General features: G+C 67.8%; 19 protein-coding genes. 7 read left to right on the top strand and 12 right to left on the bottom strand.

Annotated features, from left to right (window positions below; all coding sequences use genetic code 11):
• Positions 1-56: 56 nt before the first annotated feature.
• The 7 genes from CBY09_RS02725 to CBY09_RS02695 all read right to left on the bottom strand — a co-directional run bounded on the left by CBY09_RS02725 (position 57) and on the right by CBY09_RS02695 (position 7,629).
• Positions 57-2,894, bottom strand: coding sequence for a DEAD/DEAH box helicase (locus tag CBY09_RS02725; protein WP_094286172.1), 2,838 nt, complete (start codon positions 2,892-2,894; stop codon positions 57-59).
• Positions 2,895-2,932: 38 nt separating this feature from the next.
• The gene (locus CBY09_RS02720) at positions 2,933-3,655 is read right to left on the bottom strand and encodes a hypothetical protein (protein ID WP_240515557.1); all 723 of its coding nucleotides are present in this window, start codon (positions 3,653-3,655) and stop codon (positions 2,933-2,935) included.
• 40 nt (positions 3,656-3,695) lie between these two features.
• A complete protein-coding gene (locus tag CBY09_RS02715; protein ID WP_094286170.1) occupies positions 3,696-4,997 on the bottom strand; it encodes a sensor histidine kinase in 1,302 nt (433 codons plus the stop codon).
• A gap of 13 nt (positions 4,998-5,010) precedes the next feature.
• Positions 5,011-5,676: a response regulator gene (locus CBY09_RS02710; RefSeq protein WP_094286168.1), complete on the bottom strand. Its 666-nt coding sequence runs from the start codon at positions 5,674-5,676 to the stop codon at positions 5,011-5,013.
• A 20-nt stretch (positions 5,677-5,696) separates the two neighbouring features.
• Positions 5,697-6,242, bottom strand: coding sequence for a cytochrome b/b6 domain-containing protein (locus CBY09_RS02705; protein ID WP_094286166.1), 546 nt, complete (start codon positions 6,240-6,242; stop codon positions 5,697-5,699).
• 44 nt (positions 6,243-6,286) lie between these two features.
• Positions 6,287-6,544, bottom strand: a complete 258-nt coding sequence (locus CBY09_RS02700; protein ID WP_094286164.1) for a PepSY domain-containing protein — start codon at positions 6,542-6,544, stop codon at positions 6,287-6,289.
• A 170-nt stretch (positions 6,545-6,714) separates the two neighbouring features.
• Positions 6,715-7,629: a DMT family transporter gene (locus CBY09_RS02695; protein WP_094286162.1), complete on the bottom strand. Its 915-nt coding sequence runs from the start codon at positions 7,627-7,629 to the stop codon at positions 6,715-6,717.
• A gap of 136 nt (positions 7,630-7,765) precedes the next feature.
• Between CBY09_RS02695 and CBY09_RS02690 the strand changes: the two genes are divergently transcribed.
• Complete coding sequence (locus CBY09_RS02690; RefSeq protein WP_063460211.1) at positions 7,766-8,209, top strand: Lrp/AsnC family transcriptional regulator; 444 nt, start codon at positions 7,766-7,768, stop codon at positions 8,207-8,209.
• A gap of 27 nt (positions 8,210-8,236) precedes the next feature.
• Here the strand turns inward: CBY09_RS02690 and CBY09_RS02685 are convergent, their stop codons facing one another.
• Positions 8,237-9,139, bottom strand: a complete 903-nt coding sequence (locus CBY09_RS02685; RefSeq protein ID WP_205734082.1) for a helix-turn-helix transcriptional regulator — start codon at positions 9,137-9,139, stop codon at positions 8,237-8,239.
• A 149-nt stretch (positions 9,140-9,288) separates the two neighbouring features.
• Between CBY09_RS02685 and CBY09_RS02680 the strand changes: the two genes are divergently transcribed.
• The 3 genes from CBY09_RS02680 to CBY09_RS02670 all read left to right on the top strand — a co-directional run bounded on the left by CBY09_RS02680 (position 9,289) and on the right by CBY09_RS02670 (position 12,677).
• Entirely contained in the window at positions 9,289-9,765 is a 477-nt protein-coding gene (locus CBY09_RS02680; protein WP_094286160.1) for a DUF3237 domain-containing protein, read from the top strand.
• A 68-nt stretch (positions 9,766-9,833) separates the two neighbouring features.
• Positions 9,834-10,835: a Bug family tripartite tricarboxylate transporter substrate binding protein gene (locus CBY09_RS02675; protein ID WP_094286158.1), complete on the top strand. Its 1,002-nt coding sequence runs from the start codon at positions 9,834-9,836 to the stop codon at positions 10,833-10,835.
• A gap of 147 nt (positions 10,836-10,982) precedes the next feature.
• Positions 10,983-12,677 (top strand): tannase/feruloyl esterase family alpha/beta hydrolase, encoded by a 1,695-nt coding sequence (locus tag CBY09_RS02670; protein ID WP_094286156.1) that lies wholly within the window; start codon positions 10,983-10,985, stop codon positions 12,675-12,677.
• 12 nt (positions 12,678-12,689) lie between these two features.
• Here the strand turns inward: CBY09_RS02670 and CBY09_RS02665 are convergent, their stop codons facing one another.
• The 3 genes from CBY09_RS02665 to CBY09_RS02655 form a co-directional block, all read right to left on the bottom strand.
• On the bottom strand, positions 12,690-13,205 hold the full coding sequence (locus tag CBY09_RS02665; protein WP_094286142.1) for a hypothetical protein: 516 nt from the start codon (positions 13,203-13,205) through the stop codon (positions 12,690-12,692).
• A gap of 21 nt (positions 13,206-13,226) precedes the next feature.
• Positions 13,227-13,481 carry a GlsB/YeaQ/YmgE family stress response membrane protein gene (locus CBY09_RS02660; protein ID WP_063460216.1) on the bottom strand — a complete coding sequence of 85 codons (255 nt, stop codon included), beginning with the start codon at positions 13,479-13,481 and terminating at the stop codon, positions 13,227-13,229.
• A 124-nt stretch (positions 13,482-13,605) separates the two neighbouring features.
• Positions 13,606-14,292 (bottom strand): adenylate/guanylate cyclase domain-containing protein, encoded by a 687-nt coding sequence (locus CBY09_RS02655; protein ID WP_094286140.1) that lies wholly within the window; start codon positions 14,290-14,292, stop codon positions 13,606-13,608.
• A 172-nt stretch (positions 14,293-14,464) separates the two neighbouring features.
• Between CBY09_RS02655 and CBY09_RS02650 the strand changes: the two genes are divergently transcribed.
• A complete protein-coding gene (locus CBY09_RS02650) occupies positions 14,465-14,854 on the top strand; it encodes a hypothetical protein (protein ID WP_094286138.1) in 390 nt (129 codons plus the stop codon).
• Positions 14,855-14,893: 39 nt separating this feature from the next.
• On the opposite strand, the gene CBY09_RS02645 is transcribed toward CBY09_RS02650, so the two are convergent.
• Positions 14,894-15,481 carry a C40 family peptidase gene (locus CBY09_RS02645; protein ID WP_094286136.1) on the bottom strand — a complete coding sequence of 196 codons (588 nt, stop codon included), beginning with the start codon at positions 15,479-15,481 and terminating at the stop codon, positions 14,894-14,896.
• A 192-nt stretch (positions 15,482-15,673) separates the two neighbouring features.
• Here CBY09_RS02645 and CBY09_RS02640 point away from each other — a divergent pair, with 192 nt between their 5' ends.
• Positions 15,674-16,825 carry a PQQ-dependent sugar dehydrogenase gene (locus CBY09_RS02640; protein WP_205734081.1) on the top strand — a complete coding sequence of 384 codons (1,152 nt, stop codon included), beginning with the start codon at positions 15,674-15,676 and terminating at the stop codon, positions 16,823-16,825.
• A 117-nt stretch (positions 16,826-16,942) separates the two neighbouring features.
• Positions 16,943-18,550 (top strand): thymidine phosphorylase family protein, encoded by a 1,608-nt coding sequence (locus CBY09_RS02635; protein WP_420807435.1) that lies wholly within the window; start codon positions 16,943-16,945, stop codon positions 18,548-18,550.
• Positions 18,551-18,552 lie beyond the last annotated feature (2 nt).

Genomic DNA, 18,552 nt, shown 5'->3' with positions numbered 1-18,552 from the left:
AATACTATTGTTTTGATAGCTATAAAGGCATTCCTATCAGGCGGTAGAGGCCATTTTTATTCATATTCTGGTGGCTGCATCGGGCGCGGGCGGCGCTGGCCGGTGCCACCCCAACGTTTCGCATCCTCACCCGGAATGGCGAGCGGGTTGTCGGCGGGCTCGGCCAGTGGTGCCAACAGGGCTTGCAGATCGGCCTCGCTGAACTTGAGCGCACCGGCCGCGTCGTGGCCCAGCACGCCGCTGGCCAGCGCCGCCTTGCGCGCCTGCAGCTCCAGCATGCGCTCTTCGATGCTGCCTTCCACCACCAGCTTGTAGACGAACACGGGCTGGTCCTGCCCGATGCGGTGGGCGCGGGCGGTGGCCTGCTCCTCCACGGCGGGGTTCCACCAGGGGTCGAGGTGGATCACGGTGTCGGCGGCCGTGAGGTTGAGGCCTGTGCCGCCGGCCTTGAGGCTCACCAGCAGGACGGGTGCGCTGGTCGCGTCCTGCGCCTGAAAACGTTTTACCACCGCGCCGCGCTGGCCCGGTGGCGTCTGGCCGGTGAGGGTGAGGTAGGGCAGGGCCAGCGCGTCCAGCTGTTCGGCGGCCAGCATCAGCATTTCGGTGAACTGCGAGAACACCAGCACGCGTCGGCCTTCTTCGACCAGGGCGGGCAGCATGTCGGCCAGCAGTTCGAGCTTGGCCCGTTCGGTGCCGGGGTGGATCTTCGCGCCTTTGACCAGGCGCGGGTCGCAGCACACCTGGCGCAACTTGAGCAGTGCATCCAGGATGGTGATCTGCGCGCCATCAAAGCTCTGGCGCTCCAGCGCGCGGCGTACCTGCTTGTCGGCCGTGGTGCGCACGGCCTCGTACAGCTCGCGCTGCTTGCCCTGCAGCTGCACGCGCAAGATGGTTTCGGTGCGCGGCGGCAGCTCGGTGGCCACATCCTGCTTGCGGCGGCGCAGGATGAAGGGGCGCACGCGCTGGGCCAGCAGCTGGGCGCGCAGGGTTTCGCCGTTCTCTTCGATGGGCTTGCGCCAGCGCGCGTTGAAGCTGCGCATGTCTCCCAGAAAGCCGGGCATCAAAAAGTCGAACTGCGCCCACAGCTCACCCAGGTGGTTTTCGAGCGGCGTGCCCGTCAGGCACAGCAGGTGTGGCGCCTGCAGCTTGCGCAGGGCGCGGGCGCTGCGGCTGCCGGCGTTCTTCACCATCTGGGCTTCGTCCAGGATCAGCAGGTGAAAGGGCTCTGCCGCCAGCGCATCCACGTCACGCCAGAGCAGCGGGTAGGTGGTCAGCACCAGGTCATGGTCGGCAATCTGCAGATAGCGCTGGCCCCGGCTCGCGCCATGCAGGGCCAGCACCCGCAGGCCCGGTGCCATGCGCGCGGCCTCAGCCTGCCAGTTGAAGAGCAGCGAGGTGGGCAGCACGACCAGGGCGGGGCGGGTGAGGCGGCCGGCCTCCTTTTCAGCCAGCACGTGGGCCAGCGCCTGTGCGGTTTTGCCCAGGCCCATGTCGTCGGCCAATATGCCGCCCAGGCCCTGGGCGCGCAGGTACTGCAGCCAGGCCAGGCCGTCGAGCTGGTAGGGGCGCAGCTGCACCTGCAGGCCCTGCGGCGCGGCCACGGGCTGCGGTGTGCCGATGCGGCGCAGGCGCTGCGCCAGCTGGGCCAGGCCCGCGTCGCCCTGCAGCTGCCAGTCGTTGCTCCAGCCGTTCACCGTGCCTACGCGGTGCGCTTGCACCAGCCCGGCACGCAGAGCCTCGATACGCCGGGCCTCCCAGGCGCCCAGGCGCAGCGGGTCGCCGTCCTTCAGCTGTTTGCGGGTGGGGTCCGTCAACAGGTCCACCATGGCGCCCACGATGGCCTTGAGCGGCCCGGCGGGTGCGTCGATGCGGCGCCCGCCTGGTGCGCGCAGCGAGATGATGGCGATGTCGTCGATGGCCGCCATCTGCCGCGCGTTGAGCCAGCGCACGTCGCGGCGCAGCAGGTCGGCCAGCATGGGGGCCAGGTCCAGCACCACGCCGTCGATCTCGATGCCCAGGCTCAGCAGCCAGGCGCCTTCGCGTTCGGGCAGGTGCAGCTTCTGCACGGGGCGCTGGCGGGTGCCCAGCGGGCCATCCACCTCTTTGGCCAGTAGCTCGCCGGTGTCGGGGGCGATGACCAGCTTCCAGCGCGACACGGGCACGCTTTCGTGTGCGAAGCCGGGGTGCACCACCACGCTCCAGCCCTCGGCGCGCAACTGCGGAACCATGTCGGCCCAGAAGTCGCCAAAGTGCGCCTCCTGCACCAGGGTCCACACGGGGCCCAGCGTGGCGGCGGCCGCGCGGTGGCGCCACTGCAGGCTTTTGGGGTCCACGGGGGTCAGGCCCAGGTCCCACACGCGGTCCATGGCGTCGGCCTCGGCGGCCAGGTTGCGCTGCATGCGCAGCACGGGGCCGCCGGTGTCGTACAGGTCTTGCACGGGTGCGGGGCGGGCGTTGAGCACCGAGGTGGGCGCGGCGGTCTCCCATTGCGCGCCGGTATCGGTGCGGTAGGTCCAGTCGATCTGTGCCAGGGTCACGCTGTCGCCGCGCGGCCCCAGCTTGCCCTGCGGCGCCATGCCCAGCAGGCCGTCGCCCCGGCCCAGGGTCATGAGGGTGAGCCGGGGGCGGAATTGGCCTGCGACCACACCGGATGCCGCAGGGGCTGGCGCCGACGAAGCGATGGGGGCCACAGAAGAGGCTGGTGCGGCCCCGTCGCGCAGCAGCGCCATCACGCGTGCAGCCTCAGCGTCGGTCAGCGGGGCCAGCGCCTGCAGCGTGGCCGCATCGGCGCGCTGGCGCAGGGCCTGGGCCCAGGCGGCGACCAGGGCAGCCCGGTTCGACCGGGGCTGATCAGGGGGCGCGGGAGGGGCAGGGTCGTGACCGGCGGCAGGCATAGGCCGCCGATTGTGCCGTGGCAGTCACGGCGCCCCGGTCAGAACTCCCAAGCCAAGCCCGCCTGGCTGAAGTTGCGCCCATTTCCACGGCCCACGGCTACGGACGCCTTGAGCCCTTCGGCAATTTCGTAGCGCAGGCCCAGGGCCTTGTCGGGGCGCGACCGTTGTTCGCCAAACACCTCAGAGGTCAGGCGCAGCTGGGCGGTGAGCGGCAGTTCGTGCCCCACCGCCCAGGTGGCGGCGCGGTGGCGCACGCCCTGCACGCGGACGGTGTGGTGGCCCGCATTGAGGTGCAGCGCCTGGCCGTTGGCAAACCGGTAGGTGGCCAGGCCGGTGATGGTGACAGCCCGCTCTGAAAAATGTGCCGGGGTGGCGTCGTCGCGCACGCGGGTGTGGCCCAGGTCGACCCGGGCGCCCAGCGACCAGCCCGCATCGTTCTGGATAGGCACCCACTTCACCCCCCAGCCCCGGCCCTGCAGCGTGGTGGCCGGGCTCTGGCCCTTGTCGCGGCCGTGGGCCAGCGACACCTCCATCTCCAGGCCGGGCAGCAGCCCCATGCCAAACAGCAGCTCGCTGCTGCGGGTTTGGGCGTCGCGGCCCAGGGTGCCTTCCAGTTTCAGCGCGCCCTGGGCCAGCGTGCCTGCATCGTCGGTGTGCATGGGCGCTTCGGCATGGGCATGCAGGGCACCGGCGATACACGGCAGCGCCAGGCACCAGGGCACGATGCGGGAGGGGGTGCGGGGTTGGTGACGGCTTTTCATCGGGCGGCTCTTGGGGTTGTTGTTTGGCTCGGATGCGGGCTCATGGGGCGGGCCAGTGCAGTTCGATGGTGAAGCCTGATACACATTCTGGCAACACGGTCTGGCCGCCGTGTGCGCGGGCCACCAGGTCTGCCAGCACCAGGCCCAGGCCGCGCATCGCGCTGCCGTCGCCATAGGCTTGCTGCTGCAGTGCCTGTTGCAAGAGGGCCCAGGTGGCGGGCGGGCAGCCATCGCCATCGTCCTGTACGCGCAGGATGCTGTGTGCGCCTGCCTGCAGTGTGGTGATGGTGACCTGTCGGGCATGGAAACGGTGCGCGTTGTCCAGCAGGTTCAGCAGGGCTGCCGCCAGCAGGTCCGGGTCGGCCGCGAGCCGCGTGTGCTGGTGGATGGTGATCGCCATGTCGTGAAAGGCCAGCGCATCGACCAGCTGGCGCAGATCCACGTCCTGGCGCTGTGGCTCGACGCCGCTGCGGAACATCGTCAGCAGCGCCTGCATCACGCGCCCCAGCCGGCCTGCCGCCTCGCGTGCGCGCTGCAGCCGGGGCTGCAGGGGTTCGGGCGCCTCCTTGATCGCCAGAGCCAGCTGCACGTCGATGCCCGCCACGGGCGTGCGCAAGGCATGGGCAGCATGAGCGGTGAAGGCGCGTTCGCTGACGATGCGCCGCGCCAGCCGGTGCCCCAGGTCCGCGATGGACTGCTCGATGGGCAAAAGCTCGGCCCTGGGCTCAACGCGGGGCGCGGTGTCGGGGTGCAGCGGGTCGTAGCGCTGCACGTCGTGGCTCAGGGTGGCCAGGGGCCGAAGCTCCTGGCGGATGCGCCAGTTCATCCACAGCGCAGAAAAAAGGCCCATGGACAGGGCGGCCACCAGGGTGTAGAGCACCACCTCGCTGCGCGCCTCGTTGCGCTCTTGCCGGCTCTGGGCCACCACCAGAAAGTGCCGGGGGCTTTGTGGGAAGGCCGACGAAAACGCGCGCCACCGGCCATCGGCCGTCCACGCAACCTGGGCCGTAGGCGCTGTCTGCAGGGCCGTGGCGGGGGCCTTGTGTGAACGGCTCCGGACCTGGCCTGTGGACGCATCGACCACCTGCCAGATCAGGTGTTTTTCGTAGTCGAAATGCTGGGTGGCGCTGGAAGCTCCATAGGCAAAGCCGGGCTGGGCTGCGAGCACGTTGTGGAATATCTCCGAGGTTTCGCGCAGTTCCTGGTCCATCAGTTCGCCCATTTCGTGGGCGATCACCAACCAGACCACCAGGGCCGTCAGCAGGCCGAACGCGACCGAGGACCACAGCAGCGACTGGATCAGGCGGCCCCGGATGGACGGCAATCGGGTGTTGTTGACCATGTGGTGGTTGCACTCAGTCCGGGAGGCCGGGGGCGGCCATCCGATAGCCCAGGCCGCGCACGGTCTGGATCAGGTCCTTGCCCAGCTTGCTGCGCAGGTGGAAGACATGCACCTGCAGCGCATTGCTATTGAGGTCGTTGTCCAGCCCCAGCACCAGCGCCTGCAGGTCAGGCGCCGACACCGTGCGCCCCGCGCGCAGCACCAGGGCCTCCAGCACAGCCCATTCGCGCGCCGTCAGCTCCACCCGCAGGCCGTGCAGGCGCACCTCCTTGTCGGCCAGCCGCACATCGACGGCGCCAAACGCCTTGCAGGGTGCGCCACCGGTGATCCGGCGCGACAGGGCCCGCAGCCGCGCGCACAGTTCCTCGGGCGCAAACGGTTTCACGAGAAAATCGTCAGCCCCGCTGTCCAGGCCATGGATGCGGTCGCTGAGCATGTCGCGCGCCGTGAGGACCAGGGCGGGTGTCCGGCCGCCCTTGGCACGCAGGCTGCGCAGCCAGTCCAGTGCCGAGCCATCGGGCAGGTTCCAGTCCAGAAGCCAGGCGTCATAGGGCTCGGACACCAGGGCCCTGGCTTGCGCCAGGGTGGTGCACCAGTCCACCCGGTGGCCGTCGTGCTGCAGAAAATCCCGCAGTCCTTCGCCCAGTGTGGGGTCGTCTTCCAGCAGCAGCAATCGCACGCGTTTCCTTTTCTTCCGCGTCAGAAGCGCTGCTTCACGCCGGTGACCATCGCGCGCACCAGGCGCACCCGCTCCAGCCGACCCATGACGATGGCCGCCGCCGCGTGCAGCCCCGCCGCCCACAGCAAGCCGTGGGCCAAGGCTTCGTGCAACTCCATCAGCCACTCTTCGCCAAAAAAAGCGTCGGTCGTCTGCATCCAGCCCGTGGCACCCAGGGCCAGCACCAGCGCCATCAGCGCCAGCATCATCACGGCCCCAAGCGGGTTGTGGCCGTCGTGGTGCGGATGCTCGCCGCGCTGCAGGGCCCGCAGGTGCGCGGCCAGGCGCGTGGGGGTTGGAAAGAAGTCGCTGAAGCGCGCATGCCGGGTGCCCACAAAGCCCCAGAGCACGCGCGCCAGTACCAGCGCGCTGGCGGTGTAGCCCACCCACTCGTGGGCGGTTTTGCCATCCTCCAGAACAAACTGGTTCAGGACCACGCAGGCGACCAGGCTCCAGTGGAAGATGCGGACGAAGGGGTCCCACACCCGGTGGGTTTCGGGAGCTTGTGTGGAGTGGGCAAGGTTCATGCGGAACTCGCTGCGTCAGGTCTGTCAGGCGCGGGCGCTGCCGCTTACTTGCGCTCCAGTTCGGCGCCGGTGGCGGGGTCGAAATAGATCTCCACCTTCTTGCCCGCCTTGTCCAGGCCATAGATTTCGTAGCACTTGCCTTTGCTGACCTTGAATGTGCGGATCTGGTAGCCCTGTTTTTCGAGCCCGGCCTTGAAGTCGGCTTCCTTCATCCATGTCCCCTCGGGGGCATTGCAGGCGGGGCCTGCCAGTGCGGCAGCGGAGCTGAGTGCAAGAACAAGGGCGGTGATGTGCAGTTTCATGGTGAGGTTTCTGTGTCCGTGTTGGTGAAGATGTGGACTGACTGCCCACGAACTGCATTGGGCGCGGTCAAGATTAAGTGGACATGAAGCGCCGCCAGCGCCACGCCGGAGCAGGTCCGGGGGCGCTGACTGGGGATGAAAAACGTGGCTGTTCCGCAGCCACCGCTGGGCTACCGGGGCCTGGTGTTGCCAATCCCAGTAGGGGCGGGCTGCACGGCGGGGCGGCCCCGGGTGGCCTGGAGGTTCATTGCGGCGGCGGCCAGCAAGATGGCCGCTGCGCCCAGCCACTGCGCGGGCTGCAGCCGGTGGCCGAACGCCACGAAGTCCACGCCGATCGCCACCACCGGGTAGATGAACGACAGCGCCCCCTGCAGGTAGGTGGGCAGCTTTTGTACCGCGCCGTACAGCAGGATGTACATGAGGCCCGTGTGCACCACGCCCAGGGTGACCAGCAGCAGCCAGGTGCTGGCGCCCTGCGGCGGGGTGCCCAGCCGGGCAAAAGGCGCGAGCATGAGCACGCCCACAGCCACCTGCACCAGCGCAATCAGGTGCGGCGGTGTGCCCGTGAGCCGCTTGGCAATGACCGAGGCCACGGCCCAGAAGAACGCCGCACCCAGCGCCATGGCAATGCCCAGGGCGTAGTCGCCGCCCGGCAGGCCCGCACCGGGCTTGGCCTGCACGATGAGCAGCATGCCCACAAAGGCCATGGCCAGCCAGCCGAGTTTGGCCAGCGTGACGCGCTCGCCAAACAGCAGGGCGCCAAAGACCACCAGCATGAACGGCTGCGTGTTGTAGACCGCTGTGGCGACGGAGATGGAGGCATGGGAGTAGGCGCCGAACAGCAGCAGCCAGTTGGTGACGATGGCCACGCCGCCCAGCGCGGCCCAGCGGGCGATGCGCCAGGTCATGCCGCGCAGCAGCCCCATGGCCCAGCACACCAGGCCCAGGGCCACGGCGCCAAAAGCGCAGCGCCAGAACACCACCTCCAGCGCGGGCAGGCCCGACTGCACAACAAACCAGCCGATGGTCCCTGAGATGGCCATGGCGGCGCTCATCTCCAGCGTGCCCTGTGTTTTCTTGTCCATACCTGTGTGCCTGTTGCCCTGTGTGGTGATGGCAGAACTATAGGAAACAGAAGCCGTGCAGTGAATGCCTTGTATTAGGTGATTTTTTATCCTCTCCTGATAATCTGAGGCATTTCTTCAATTTCACCTCTGCACCATGGACGCCATCGACCAAGCCATCCTGACCCAGCTGCACCAGGACGCCCGTACTTCGCTCAAGGAGCTGGGCGAGCGGGTGGGTCTGTCGTCGCCCAGCGTGTCCGAGCGCCTGCGGCGGCTCGAAGAACGCGGGGTGGTGCGTGCCTTCACGGTAGACATCGAGCCACGCGCGCTGGGCTACCAGCTGCAGGCCATCGTGCGCATCCGGCCGCTGCCGGGCCAGCTGGCGGCGGTGGAGCAGCTGATCCGCGACACCCCCGAGTTCTGCGAATGCGACAAGGTCACGGGCGACGACTGTTTTGTGGCCCGGGTGTTTGTGCGGTCCATCGAGCAGCTGGACGGGGTGCTGGACCGCATTGCCGACAAGGCGCAGACCAACACGGCCATCGTGAAGGCGCAGACCATCCGGCGACGGCCGCCGCCCTGGGTTCCAGGCGTTTGATCTGAGTGAAAGGGCTGCAGAGCAGCGTCAGCCGCCCAGCACCCGCGCAAACAGCTCGTTGCGGAAGTGGATGCCCAGGCGCGCAAAGGCCCGGTTGCGGTAGGTCTTGACGGTGGGCACGCTCAGTCCCAGGTCAGTGGCGATGCCCTCGTGCGTCATGCCCTGCAGCAGGCGGGCGCACACGTCCAGTTCGCGGTCGGTCAGCTCGGCCTGCAGGCGCACCAGGCGCATGCGCAGCACGGGCAGGCCGTCGGCGGCCAGGGGTGCCAGGGCTGCGTCGACGGGCAGCGCCAATGCCTGCGCCAAGTCCGCCCCGGTGGCCTCGTGCCAAGGCGCTGCTGCGGGGGCCTGGGGGTGCGACAGGTCGATGTGCTTGCGCGTGAGCGCGAGTAGCACGGGTGCCACGGATTCGAAGGCGCTGATCTGACGGTCGCTGAAGGCGCGCTGGTGCTGGTGGCGGTAGAAGTTGACGGCAAATACCGAGCCATCGCTTTCATATTCGACGACCGACACGCGCTCGGCCACGCCATGGGCTTCGTACACCCGGGCGCGGTGTTCGCCCTCCACCTCGGTCGCAGTCACGTGGCACAGCCGCGTCTCGGGGGCGGCCAGCGGCACTTCGTCGAAAGAGCGGCCCCAGGTGCGGTCGCTGCGGTAGGGGCCCGAGAGGTAGGCCCACCAGCAGTCCTGCGTGGTGTCAGGCACGCCCCGGCTGGCGGACATGAACAGCGTGGGCTTGCAGCGGTGGCCGGTGCGGTACACCGACCAGGACGCGGCGGGCAGCACGGGCTCCAGGTCCTCCAGCAGGCCGGGCGCAAAACCCTGGCCACCCAGGCGGTGGACCATGCTGGCCAGCGTCTGGCTGGCCGTACTGTTCAGCACCTGGCGGCCAGGTGCCGCCTGCAAGGAGGGGGGAAGCCACTGCCGCATGAAACTGGTCAGAAATTGGGGGTGTGACGGTGGGCCAAAGCGTGGAGTGTGCGCTGAAAAAACGGCCCAGGCCGGGGCAGGGCACTGGGGTTATCCCGTCATCTTCTGGGATGACAGGCCGCACCAGCAACGGGACTTACGCTAGGTCCATGTCTGAACCCATGCCTTTGCCCAATCCGCAGTTCAAATTCTTTGCCGACCTCCGCGTGGAGGTCGGCACCCCTCAGGAGGTAGGCCACACCGTGCACGGCCTGCGCAGGCTGATCCCCATCCTGGGTGGCACCGCCACCGGCGATGGCTGGAGCGCGCGGGTGCTGCCCGGTGGCGCGGACTTCCAGCTCATCGTGAACGACCGGCTGTCGGAGCTGGACGCGCGCTATGTGCTGGAGACCGATGGGGGCGACCTGATCTATGTGCAAAACCGTGCCGTGCGCTCGGGCCCGGCCGAGCTGATTGCCCGCCTGGTACGCGGCGAGCTGGTGGACCCGGCGCAGGTCTACTTCCGCTGCAGCCCGAGTTTCGAGACGGCGTCGCCCGCGCTGTCCTGGATAGCCGAGCGCATGTTTGTGGGCACGGGCGCACGCTACCCCGACGCCGTGGCCATGCGCTTTTTTGAACTGCGGTAATGGCCCGCCCTTGTTGCCCCGTTTCTGATTTTTTTGACCTTTCCCAACGTACAAGACCTGGAGACACCATGAAAAACACCACCCAACCCCTGCGCCGCGCCCTGGTGGCTGCATCCATCCTCGCCGGGCTCATGCCTTGGGCGGGGGCCCAGGCACAAGGGGCTGCGGCCTACCCCAACAAGCCCGTGCGCATCATCGTGGGCTTCCCGGCGGGCACGGGGCCGGACATCGTGGCGCGCCTGCTGGCCCAAAAACTCTCGGAAGGCTGGGGCAACGCGGGTGTGATCGTGGACAACAAGCCCGGCGCGGGCGGCCTCATTGCAGCGAGCGAGGCCGCACGCGCCGCACCCGATGGCTACACGCTGATGCTGGGCGAGACCGGCCAGCTCAGCATTGCCCCCAGCAGCTACAACAAGCTGCCCTACGACCCGGCCAAGGACTTCGTGCCGGTGAGCCAGGTCGTCACCTCCGACTTTGTGCTGCTGGTCAATCCCCAAAAGGTGCCATCACGCAACGTGAAGGAGTTTGTGGACTGGACCAAGCAGCAAAAAGGCCTGTTCCTGGCCACGTTTGGCGCGGGCACGCCGGGGCACTTTGGCGCCTTCATGTTTGGCGATGCGGTCAAGCTCAAGCCAGAGCCGGTGCACTACAAGAACACGGCGGACGCGTTGGGTGGCCTGTTCAGCGGCGACGTGCAGGGTGTGTTTGCCAGCGTGGGCCTGGCCGCACCTAACGTGAAGGCGGGCAAGCTGATTGCTTTGGGCTCCACCGGCGCCACGCGCACCAACGCGCTGCCGGATGTGCCCACCATCAAGGAGCAGGGCTACGCCAATCTGGAGTTCTCTTCGTGGTTCGGCATCGTGGCCCCGGCCAAGACGCCACCGGAGATCGTCGCCAAGCTGAGCGCCGACATCGTCAAGGCCGTGCAGTCGCCCGAGGGCAAGGCCAAGATGGAAGAGGCCGGCTTCCGCGTGACAGGCACCAGCTCGCAGGACTTTGCCCGCACCATCGCCGCCGACACGGTGACCTGGGGCAAGGCCGTGGCCGCCACCGGCTTCAAGGCCGACTGAGCGCCCGGCTTCCTCAACACATTTCCCTCGCATCCAGACCCGCGCACCTGCCATTTGCAGGCGGCACGGGCCGGGGCGCAGCCATGCCTGGGGCCGGGCACGCGCTCCACTTTCATTCCAGCCACAACACGACCGGAGGCACACACCATGTCCTTTTTCCACACCCTGCAGCCTGCCAGCCCCCCGGCTGCGGGATTGCGCCGCAAGCTGTTGCCCGCCGCACTCACCATGCCCCTGCTGATGGCCGCCTGCGGTGGCGGCAACGGTGATGCGTCGGCCCAGCAGCTCACGCCCGCTGCGGCCTGCGCCGAGCTATCGACTAAGGCCGGGCTGGCGGCCACCACGCTCACCACCACCTATGTGGCGGCAGACACCAAGCGTCCGGGCGGCGCGGCCACCGGCGCCTTTCTGTCGGGCCACTGCGTGGTCACGGGCGCCATCAACCCCCGTGTGGGCGTGGATGGCAAGAACTACGCCATCGGCTTTCAGCTGAGCCTGCCGGACAACTGGAACGGGCGTTTCCTGTTCATCGGTGGCGGCGGCAACGACGGCATCCTGCGCGACACCTCGCTCAGCTCCAGCATTTCGGGCGGCACGCCGTCGCCGCTGGGGCAGGGGTTTGCGGTGGTGTCCACCGACGCCGGGCATACCGGCACCACGGCCAGCTTCGGCGCCGACCCGCAGGCGCGCATTGACCATGCCTACAACTCCTATGACAAGACGGCCGTGGCCGCCAAGTCGCTGATTGCCACGCGCTATGGCCGCAAGCCGGACCATTCGTACTTCTCGGGCTGCTCGGGCGGCGGGCGCCAGGGCATGATGTTTTCGCAGCGTTTCCCAGACTACTTTGACGCCATCACGGCCGGCGCGCCCGCCATGCGGGTGTCCAGCGGCGCCACGGTGGCTGCGATGTGGAACACCATCCAGTTCGATGCCATCGCCCCGCAGGACGCATCGGGCAAGCGCATCCTGTCGCAGGCGTTCAGCAACGCCGACCTGAACCTGGTGGCCGATGCGGTCAAGGCGTCGTGCGACGCGGCCGATGGTGTGGCAGACGGCCTGGTGAACAACGTGAAGGCCTGCAAGTTTGACCCGGCGGTGCTGCAGTGCAATGGTGCCAAGGGCGCCAGCTGCCTGAGCAGCGCGCAGGTGGGCGCGCTCAAGAGCGTGTTTTCGGGCCCGCGCAACTCTGCCGGCAAAGCCTTGTATGCCGGGCAACCTTGGGACCCAGGCCTGGCCGCCCCCGGCTGGCGCACCTGGACGCTGGGCAGCTCCACCACCGCCACGCCGGATGCGCGCTACATCACGCTGATGGTGGATGCGCTGGTGAACGAGTTTTTCACGCCGCCAGACCTCAGTTTCAACCCGCTTGCCTTCAACTTCGACACCGACCCGGCGCGCATGGAGGCCTACTCGGCCATCTATGACACCTACCGGGATGACAAGCTCACGGCCTTCAAGCAGCGCGGCGGCAAGATGTTGTTCATCCACGGCATGTCCGACCCGATCTTCTCGGCCCTGGACACCATGGATTACTACGAACGCCTGGCGGCCAACAACGGTGGCATGGCGGCCACGCAGAGCTTTGCGCGCACCTTCCTCGTGCCCGGCATGAACCACTGCTCGGGCGGCCCGGCCACCGACAACTTTGATTCGATCCAGGCCATGGTGGACTGGGTAGAGAAGGGCGTGGCGCCCGACACCATCGCCGCCAAGGCACTGCCTGCCAACACCTTCATGCCCAATCGCACCCGGCCGCTGTGCCCCTATCCCCAGTTTGCCAAGTACAAGGGCGCGGGCAATGTGGAGGACGCCAGCAGCTTTGTCTGCGTGGCAGAGTAACCCTGACCTGGGCTACTTGCGGGCAGTAGAGATAGAGGCAGGAGCGGGCAGTTGCAGCCGGGCCTCCTGCACCACCTGCACACAGTCACGCAGGTGCTGTTCGCCCAGGTAGCGCAGCGTGGCGTAGCCCAAGGTGGCGGCCACGGCCTGGCCCGCCAGGGGCACGTACTTGGCCACCTGCTTGGTGGTCAGGCGCAGGCCCACTGTTTGCGCGGCGCGCAGCACCAGTTCACGCGTGATCAGCTTGCCGATCAGCACCGAACCGACCAGGCCTACGGCCTTTTGCACCTGTTCACGTTTGCTGGGGTCGAGCTGGTCGATCTGCCCGGCGGTCAGGCCAAATTCGGCGCTGATTTGCGGAATGAGTCGGGACAGCAGGGCCGCATCCACGGCCCAGTCGAGGCCCGGCACGGGCACCATGCTGGCGGCGGCGGCGACCAGGGCGCGCCGGTGCAGCAGCTTGCGGGCGCGCCGCACGGCGGCGGCCAGGTCCGGGTCACCGGCGGCCATCTGCGATGAGCTGGGCATGGGGCAGTCCAGTTTGGCGGTTTAGGACGACTTGCCCTTGACCAGGCCGTACACCACGAGCAGGACTACGGCGCCCAGCACCGAGGCGATCCAGCCGGCCGAGTCGCCCTGGGCATACCAGCCCATCGCCATGCCCACATAGCTGGCGAGGAAGGAACCCGCCACGCCCAGCAGCGCGGTCATGATCCAGCCCAATTTGTCATCCCCGGGCTTGATGGCGCGGGCAATGAAACCCACGACCAGACCGACCAGCAGCGTTCCCAGAATTGACAGCATGTTTTCCCCTTTGTGAACTTGTGCGAGCTTGTTGGAGCTTGCGGATGGATGTGATGAAAGCGAACCGGGGAACTGTACCGAAGGGGCGGGAGCCCCTGCTGTCGGACAACACCCCCTGTGTGCGTCACCGGGGGGAGGTGGCGCCCGGCGGCGGTGAGTTCAAGGGGCGCTCGAACAGGCAGTGCCCGAAGCGGTGCGCGTGCAGGTCCATGCCCGAAATCTGGTAGCTGGTGCTGTCGCAGATGTAGCGGCCCGGTGGCAAGCCTGCGTGGGCGGCTTCGGTCAGCAGGATGTCGTTGGCACCGGCGATGTCCTCGCCGAGCTTGCAGGCGCAGTTCATCTCGGGGCCGAACAGGTCTTGCTGGGCGATGACCAGCGTGGGGCCGAAGCCAATGCCCGCGCTCACGTTCAGGATGCGTTCGGGCGGCAGCACGGTGTTCATGGCCTGCAGGGCGCGCAAGGTGTCCAGTGCGGCCTCCAGCGCCTGATCGGGGGTGTTGAACACCGCAAACAGGTTGTCGGCCTCCTGTTTGATGATTTCGCCGCCATTGCCCCGGATGGCGGGGCGGGCCGCCTGCTCCATCTGGTGAATCATGGCCAGGAAATGGATGATGCCGTGGCTTTGCGTGATGCGCGAGAAGCCACACATGTCCAGCACCAAGATGGCCACGTTGCGCACAAAGGCCTGTTCGATGGCGGCGTCAATGCCAGCGGCGTTGGCGGGCGTCTGGTTGCGCTCTGCCAGCAGGCGCCGCAGGTAGTCCTTGTCGTGCGGGGCATGGGCCCCGGGTGGCGCAGAAGGGTGGTGCATGGCGGCGGTATGTGGGTGGTGTCTGACATGGTAGCGCGGCACCTGCTGGCGGGGCAGGGTCCGGCCGCAGAACTACAGTGGGGTTTTCCGTGCCGCAGGGCCCGGTGGCGTGGCCTTCACAGGCTGCCCGCCGCCCCCGGCCTGTCCCGATCCACCAAGAAAGGAAACTCCCATGACCTATCCACGTTGGACCCGCTCTGGTGCCGCCCTGGCGGCGGCTGCCTGCGCCTTGGGGGGCCTGCTGGCCCTGCCTACCGGGGCGCTGGCGCAATCGAAAGGCGATGAGGCCTCGCTGGCCCGGGGCGCCGTGCCGGACACCACACCCCAGCAGCGTTACCAGTCGGCCATCCGCGAAGCAGGTGGCGGGCTCAAGGTCAGCCTCGAGGAATGCCGGGCCATGGCCGCTGCAGAGCGCAAGGCTTGCGAGTCCCAGGCCCGCGCGCGTTACCAGGCCGACATGGCGGCCGCCAAGGCGCTACTGAAGGACCCGTCTGCCGGGCCGGTGAATGTGGTGGGTGGGCCGATCCGCAGCACCGAGACGGTGTACGAAATCAAGCCCTGATTTGCTCCCACTGCCCGCAGGCGATGGCGCAGCGGCGACTTACTGCGGCTGCGCTGCCTGGGCGCTGCTGGTGGCACCCTCGGTCGAGGTCACGCGGCGTGCGCCGTTGAAGCGGCGCTTCCAATAGGCCACGCCCATGTCCTCGACCCGGATCTCCGAGCCGCTGCGGGGGGAGTGGATGAACTTGTTGTCACCCACGTAGATGCCCACATGGCTGAAATTGCGGCGCATGGTGTTGAAGAACACCAGATCGCCGGGTTGCAGTTCTTTTTTGTCGATGACCTGGGTGGCAGCCGCCTGCTGGTCAGCGCGGCGGGGCAGCAGCAGGCCCACCGTCTGCTCGTACATGGCGCGCACAAAACCGCTGCAATCAAAGCCGGTTTCGGCGCTGTTGCCGCCCCGTTTGTAGGGCACGCCCAGGAAACCCATGGCGTTGACCACCAGTTCGGAGGCCTGACCGGCCACCGAGTGGGCCTTGTCGGCCATCTGGTGGCTCACGTTTTCCAGCCGTGTGAGCAGGCCTTTGTCGGCAAGCAAACGGTCCATATCGTCAGAATTGGCCGTCTGGGGGGCTGCCTGCGCGGTGGTGGCGCAGACCAGGAGGAGGAGGCAAAACCATCTGGACATGGGGGCGAAGGGTAACACGGTATGGTTGCTTATTAAAAATAAGCTGTTTTGCAAGCCATTGATTTGATTCAACTAAATGGCGATGGCCTCGCGCGGAGGCTGCAGCGCGGCGCGCTGGCGGGCCGTTTTGCCGCGCAGAGCTGGTGGCTGCGCGCCCTTGGCTGCCTTTCCTGGGGACGGAGGATTTTTGCGATGGACTTCATGAAAAAATCGGCCTTTCGGCGCACCAGGAAAGCCAAGGCAGCTATGTTTTTTATAGCTTTGGGCTGTGCGGCCAGCAGCAGCGCCCAAAACACCGGGCCAGCCGTCTCGCTGGTCCCGGTGGCCACCGGGCTGGCCAACCCCTGGGCGCTGGCCTTTTTGCCGGACGGGCAGTTTCTGGTCACCGAACGCCCGGGGCGCATGCGGGTGGTGAGCGCCACCGGCCAGGTGGGCTCGGCCCTGGCCGGGGTGCCCCCGGTGGCAGCAGGCGGGCAGGGCGGCCTGCTGGATGTGGTGACGGATGCCGGCTTTGCGCGCAGCCGGCGCATCTACTTCTGCTTTTCAGAACCCGGAGCCGGCGGAGCGGGCAACAGCACGGCCGTGGCACGCGCCACCCTGGCAGCCGATGCGCGCAGCCTGCAGGACGTGCGCGTGGTCTTTAGCCAGCGCCCCAAGGTTGAAAGTGCGCTGCATTTTGGCTGCCGCATCGTGCAGGCCCCGGACGGCAACCTGTTGGTGGCCCTGGGCGAGCGCTACCACCGCAAGGACGATGCGCAAAAGCTGGACAACCACCACGGCAAGGTCATCCGCATCACTCCCGACGGTGCGGTGCCCCCTGGCAACCCCTTTGCAAGCCAGCCCGGCGCCTTGCCCGAGATCTGGAGCTACGGCCACCGCAACCCCCAGGGCGCCACGCTGGGGCCGGACGGCAAACTCTGGATGCACGAACACGGCCCCCAAGGCGGCGACGAGATCAACCTGCCCCAGCCCGGCCGCAACTATGGTTGGCCCGTGGTCACCTTGGGCGAGAACTACGGCGGCGGCAAGATCGGTGAAGGCACGGCCAAGGCGGGCATGGAGCCGCCGCTGCACCACTGGACGCCTTCCATCGCGCCTTCGGGCATGGCGTTTTTGACCAGCGCGCGCTATGGCGCGGCCTGGCAGGGCAGCCTGTTTGTGGGGTCGCTCAAATTTGGCACCCTGCACCGGCTGGAGGTGGCGGGCGGCAAGGTGCAGCGCGAAGAAAAACTGCTGCAAGGCAACGGCGAGCGCATCCGCGATGTTCGCCAGGGCCCGGACGGCCTTCTTTATATGGTGACCGACAGCCCCCAGGGGCGGCTGCTGCGCCTGCAGCCCGACTGACGGCGGTAGCGGGGCGGCTTGACCCAGGTCATGCCGCCCGCAGTTTTCGCCCTACCAACGCGCTGGCGCGGGGTGTTCACTAGGTGTCTGCCAGCGCTTTGGGTTTAGGCTGGCGCCATGCATGCCGAGCCATCCTCTCCCGCCCCTGCTTCTGCTCCTGTGTCTGCCCCGGCCGACGCGCCACCCCGGTCCCAGCTGGCCCTGCGCCGCGTGGCCATCGACACTTGGCGCGAGAACGTGGCCTACCTGCACCGCGACTGCGCCGTGTATCGGGCCGAGGGCTTCCAGGCCCTGTCCAAGATCGAGGTGCGCGCCAATGGCCGCCGCATCCTGGCCACGGTGAACGTGGTGGACGACCCTGCCATCGTGGGCTGCCAGGAGCTGGGCCTGTCGGAAGACGCGTTTGCCCAGCTGGGTGTGGACAACGGCCACACCGTGTCGGTCGCCCAGGCCGAACCGCCCGAGTCCATGGGCGCGCTGTTCCGCAAGATCGCCAGCGAGCGCCTCACCCGCGAGGACTTTGGCGCCATCGTGCGCGACATTGCCGACCATCGGTATTCCAAGATCGAACTCACCGCCTTTGTGGTGGCCTGCCACCGCAGCGAGCTGGACCGGGAAGAAGTTTTCTTTTTGACGGACGCCATGGTCGCCAGCGGCAGGCGGCTGGACTGGCATGAACCGCTGGTGGTGGACAAGCACTGCATCGGCGGCATCCCCGGCAACCGAACCACCATGCTGGTCGTACCCATTGTCGCGGCGCACGGCATGTTGTGCCCCAAGACATCTTCGCGTGCCATCACATCGCCCGCCGGTACGGCCGACACCATGGAGGTGCTGGCCAAGGTGGAGCTGCCGCTTGCGCAACTGGCCGACATCGTGCGCGAACACCGGGGCTGCCTGGCCTGGGGCGGCACGGCCCACCTGTCGCCTGCGGATGATGTGCTGATCTCGGTGGAGCGGCCTTTGTCCATCGACTCGGCCGGGCAGATGGTCGCGTCCATTCTTTCCAAGAAGGTGGCGGCCGGTGCCACGCACCTGGTGCTCGACATTCCCATCGGCCCCACGGCCAAGGTGCGGTCCATGCCCGACGCGCAGCGCCTGCGCCGCCTGTTTGAATATGTGGCGCGGCGCATGGGCCTGTCGCTGGACGTAGTCATCACCGACGGCCGCCAGCCCGTGGGCAACGGCGTGGGCCCGGTGCTGGAGGCGCGCGATGTGATGCGCGTGCTGCAAAACGACCCGCGCGCGCCCGACGATCTGCGGCAAAAGGCGCTGCGCCTGGCCGGGCGCCTGATCGAGTGCGACCCTGATGTGCGCGGCGGTGACGGCTATGCGATTGCGCGCGACATCCTCGACTCGGGCCGGGCGCTGGCGCGCATGAACGCCATCATCGCCGCCCAGGGCAGCACGGGGTTCGACCACAACCACCCGGCGCTCGGAGCCCTCACGCTGGACGTGGTCGCACCCGCCAGCGGCGTGGTGGCGGGCATCGACAACTACCAGATCGCCCGCGTGGCCCGGCTGGCCGGGGCGCCCAAGGTGCCGGGCGCCGGGGTGGACCTGATGCACAAGCTGGGCGACACCGTGGCGGCGGGCGACCTGTTGTACCGCGTGCACGCCAGCTACCCGGCCGACCTCGAGTTTGCGCGCCACGCGTGCGAGCGGGACAGCGGCTACCGCTTGGGCACGGCCGACGAGGTGCCACGCGTGTTTGTGGAGTTCTAACC

Origin of the sequence: Acidovorax kalamii, assembly GCF_002245625.1 — a bacterium.
Lineage (GTDB): Bacteria > Pseudomonadota > Gammaproteobacteria > Burkholderiales > Burkholderiaceae_C > Acidovorax > Acidovorax kalamii.
This window is presented reverse-complemented; position numbering and strand designations above follow the sequence as displayed.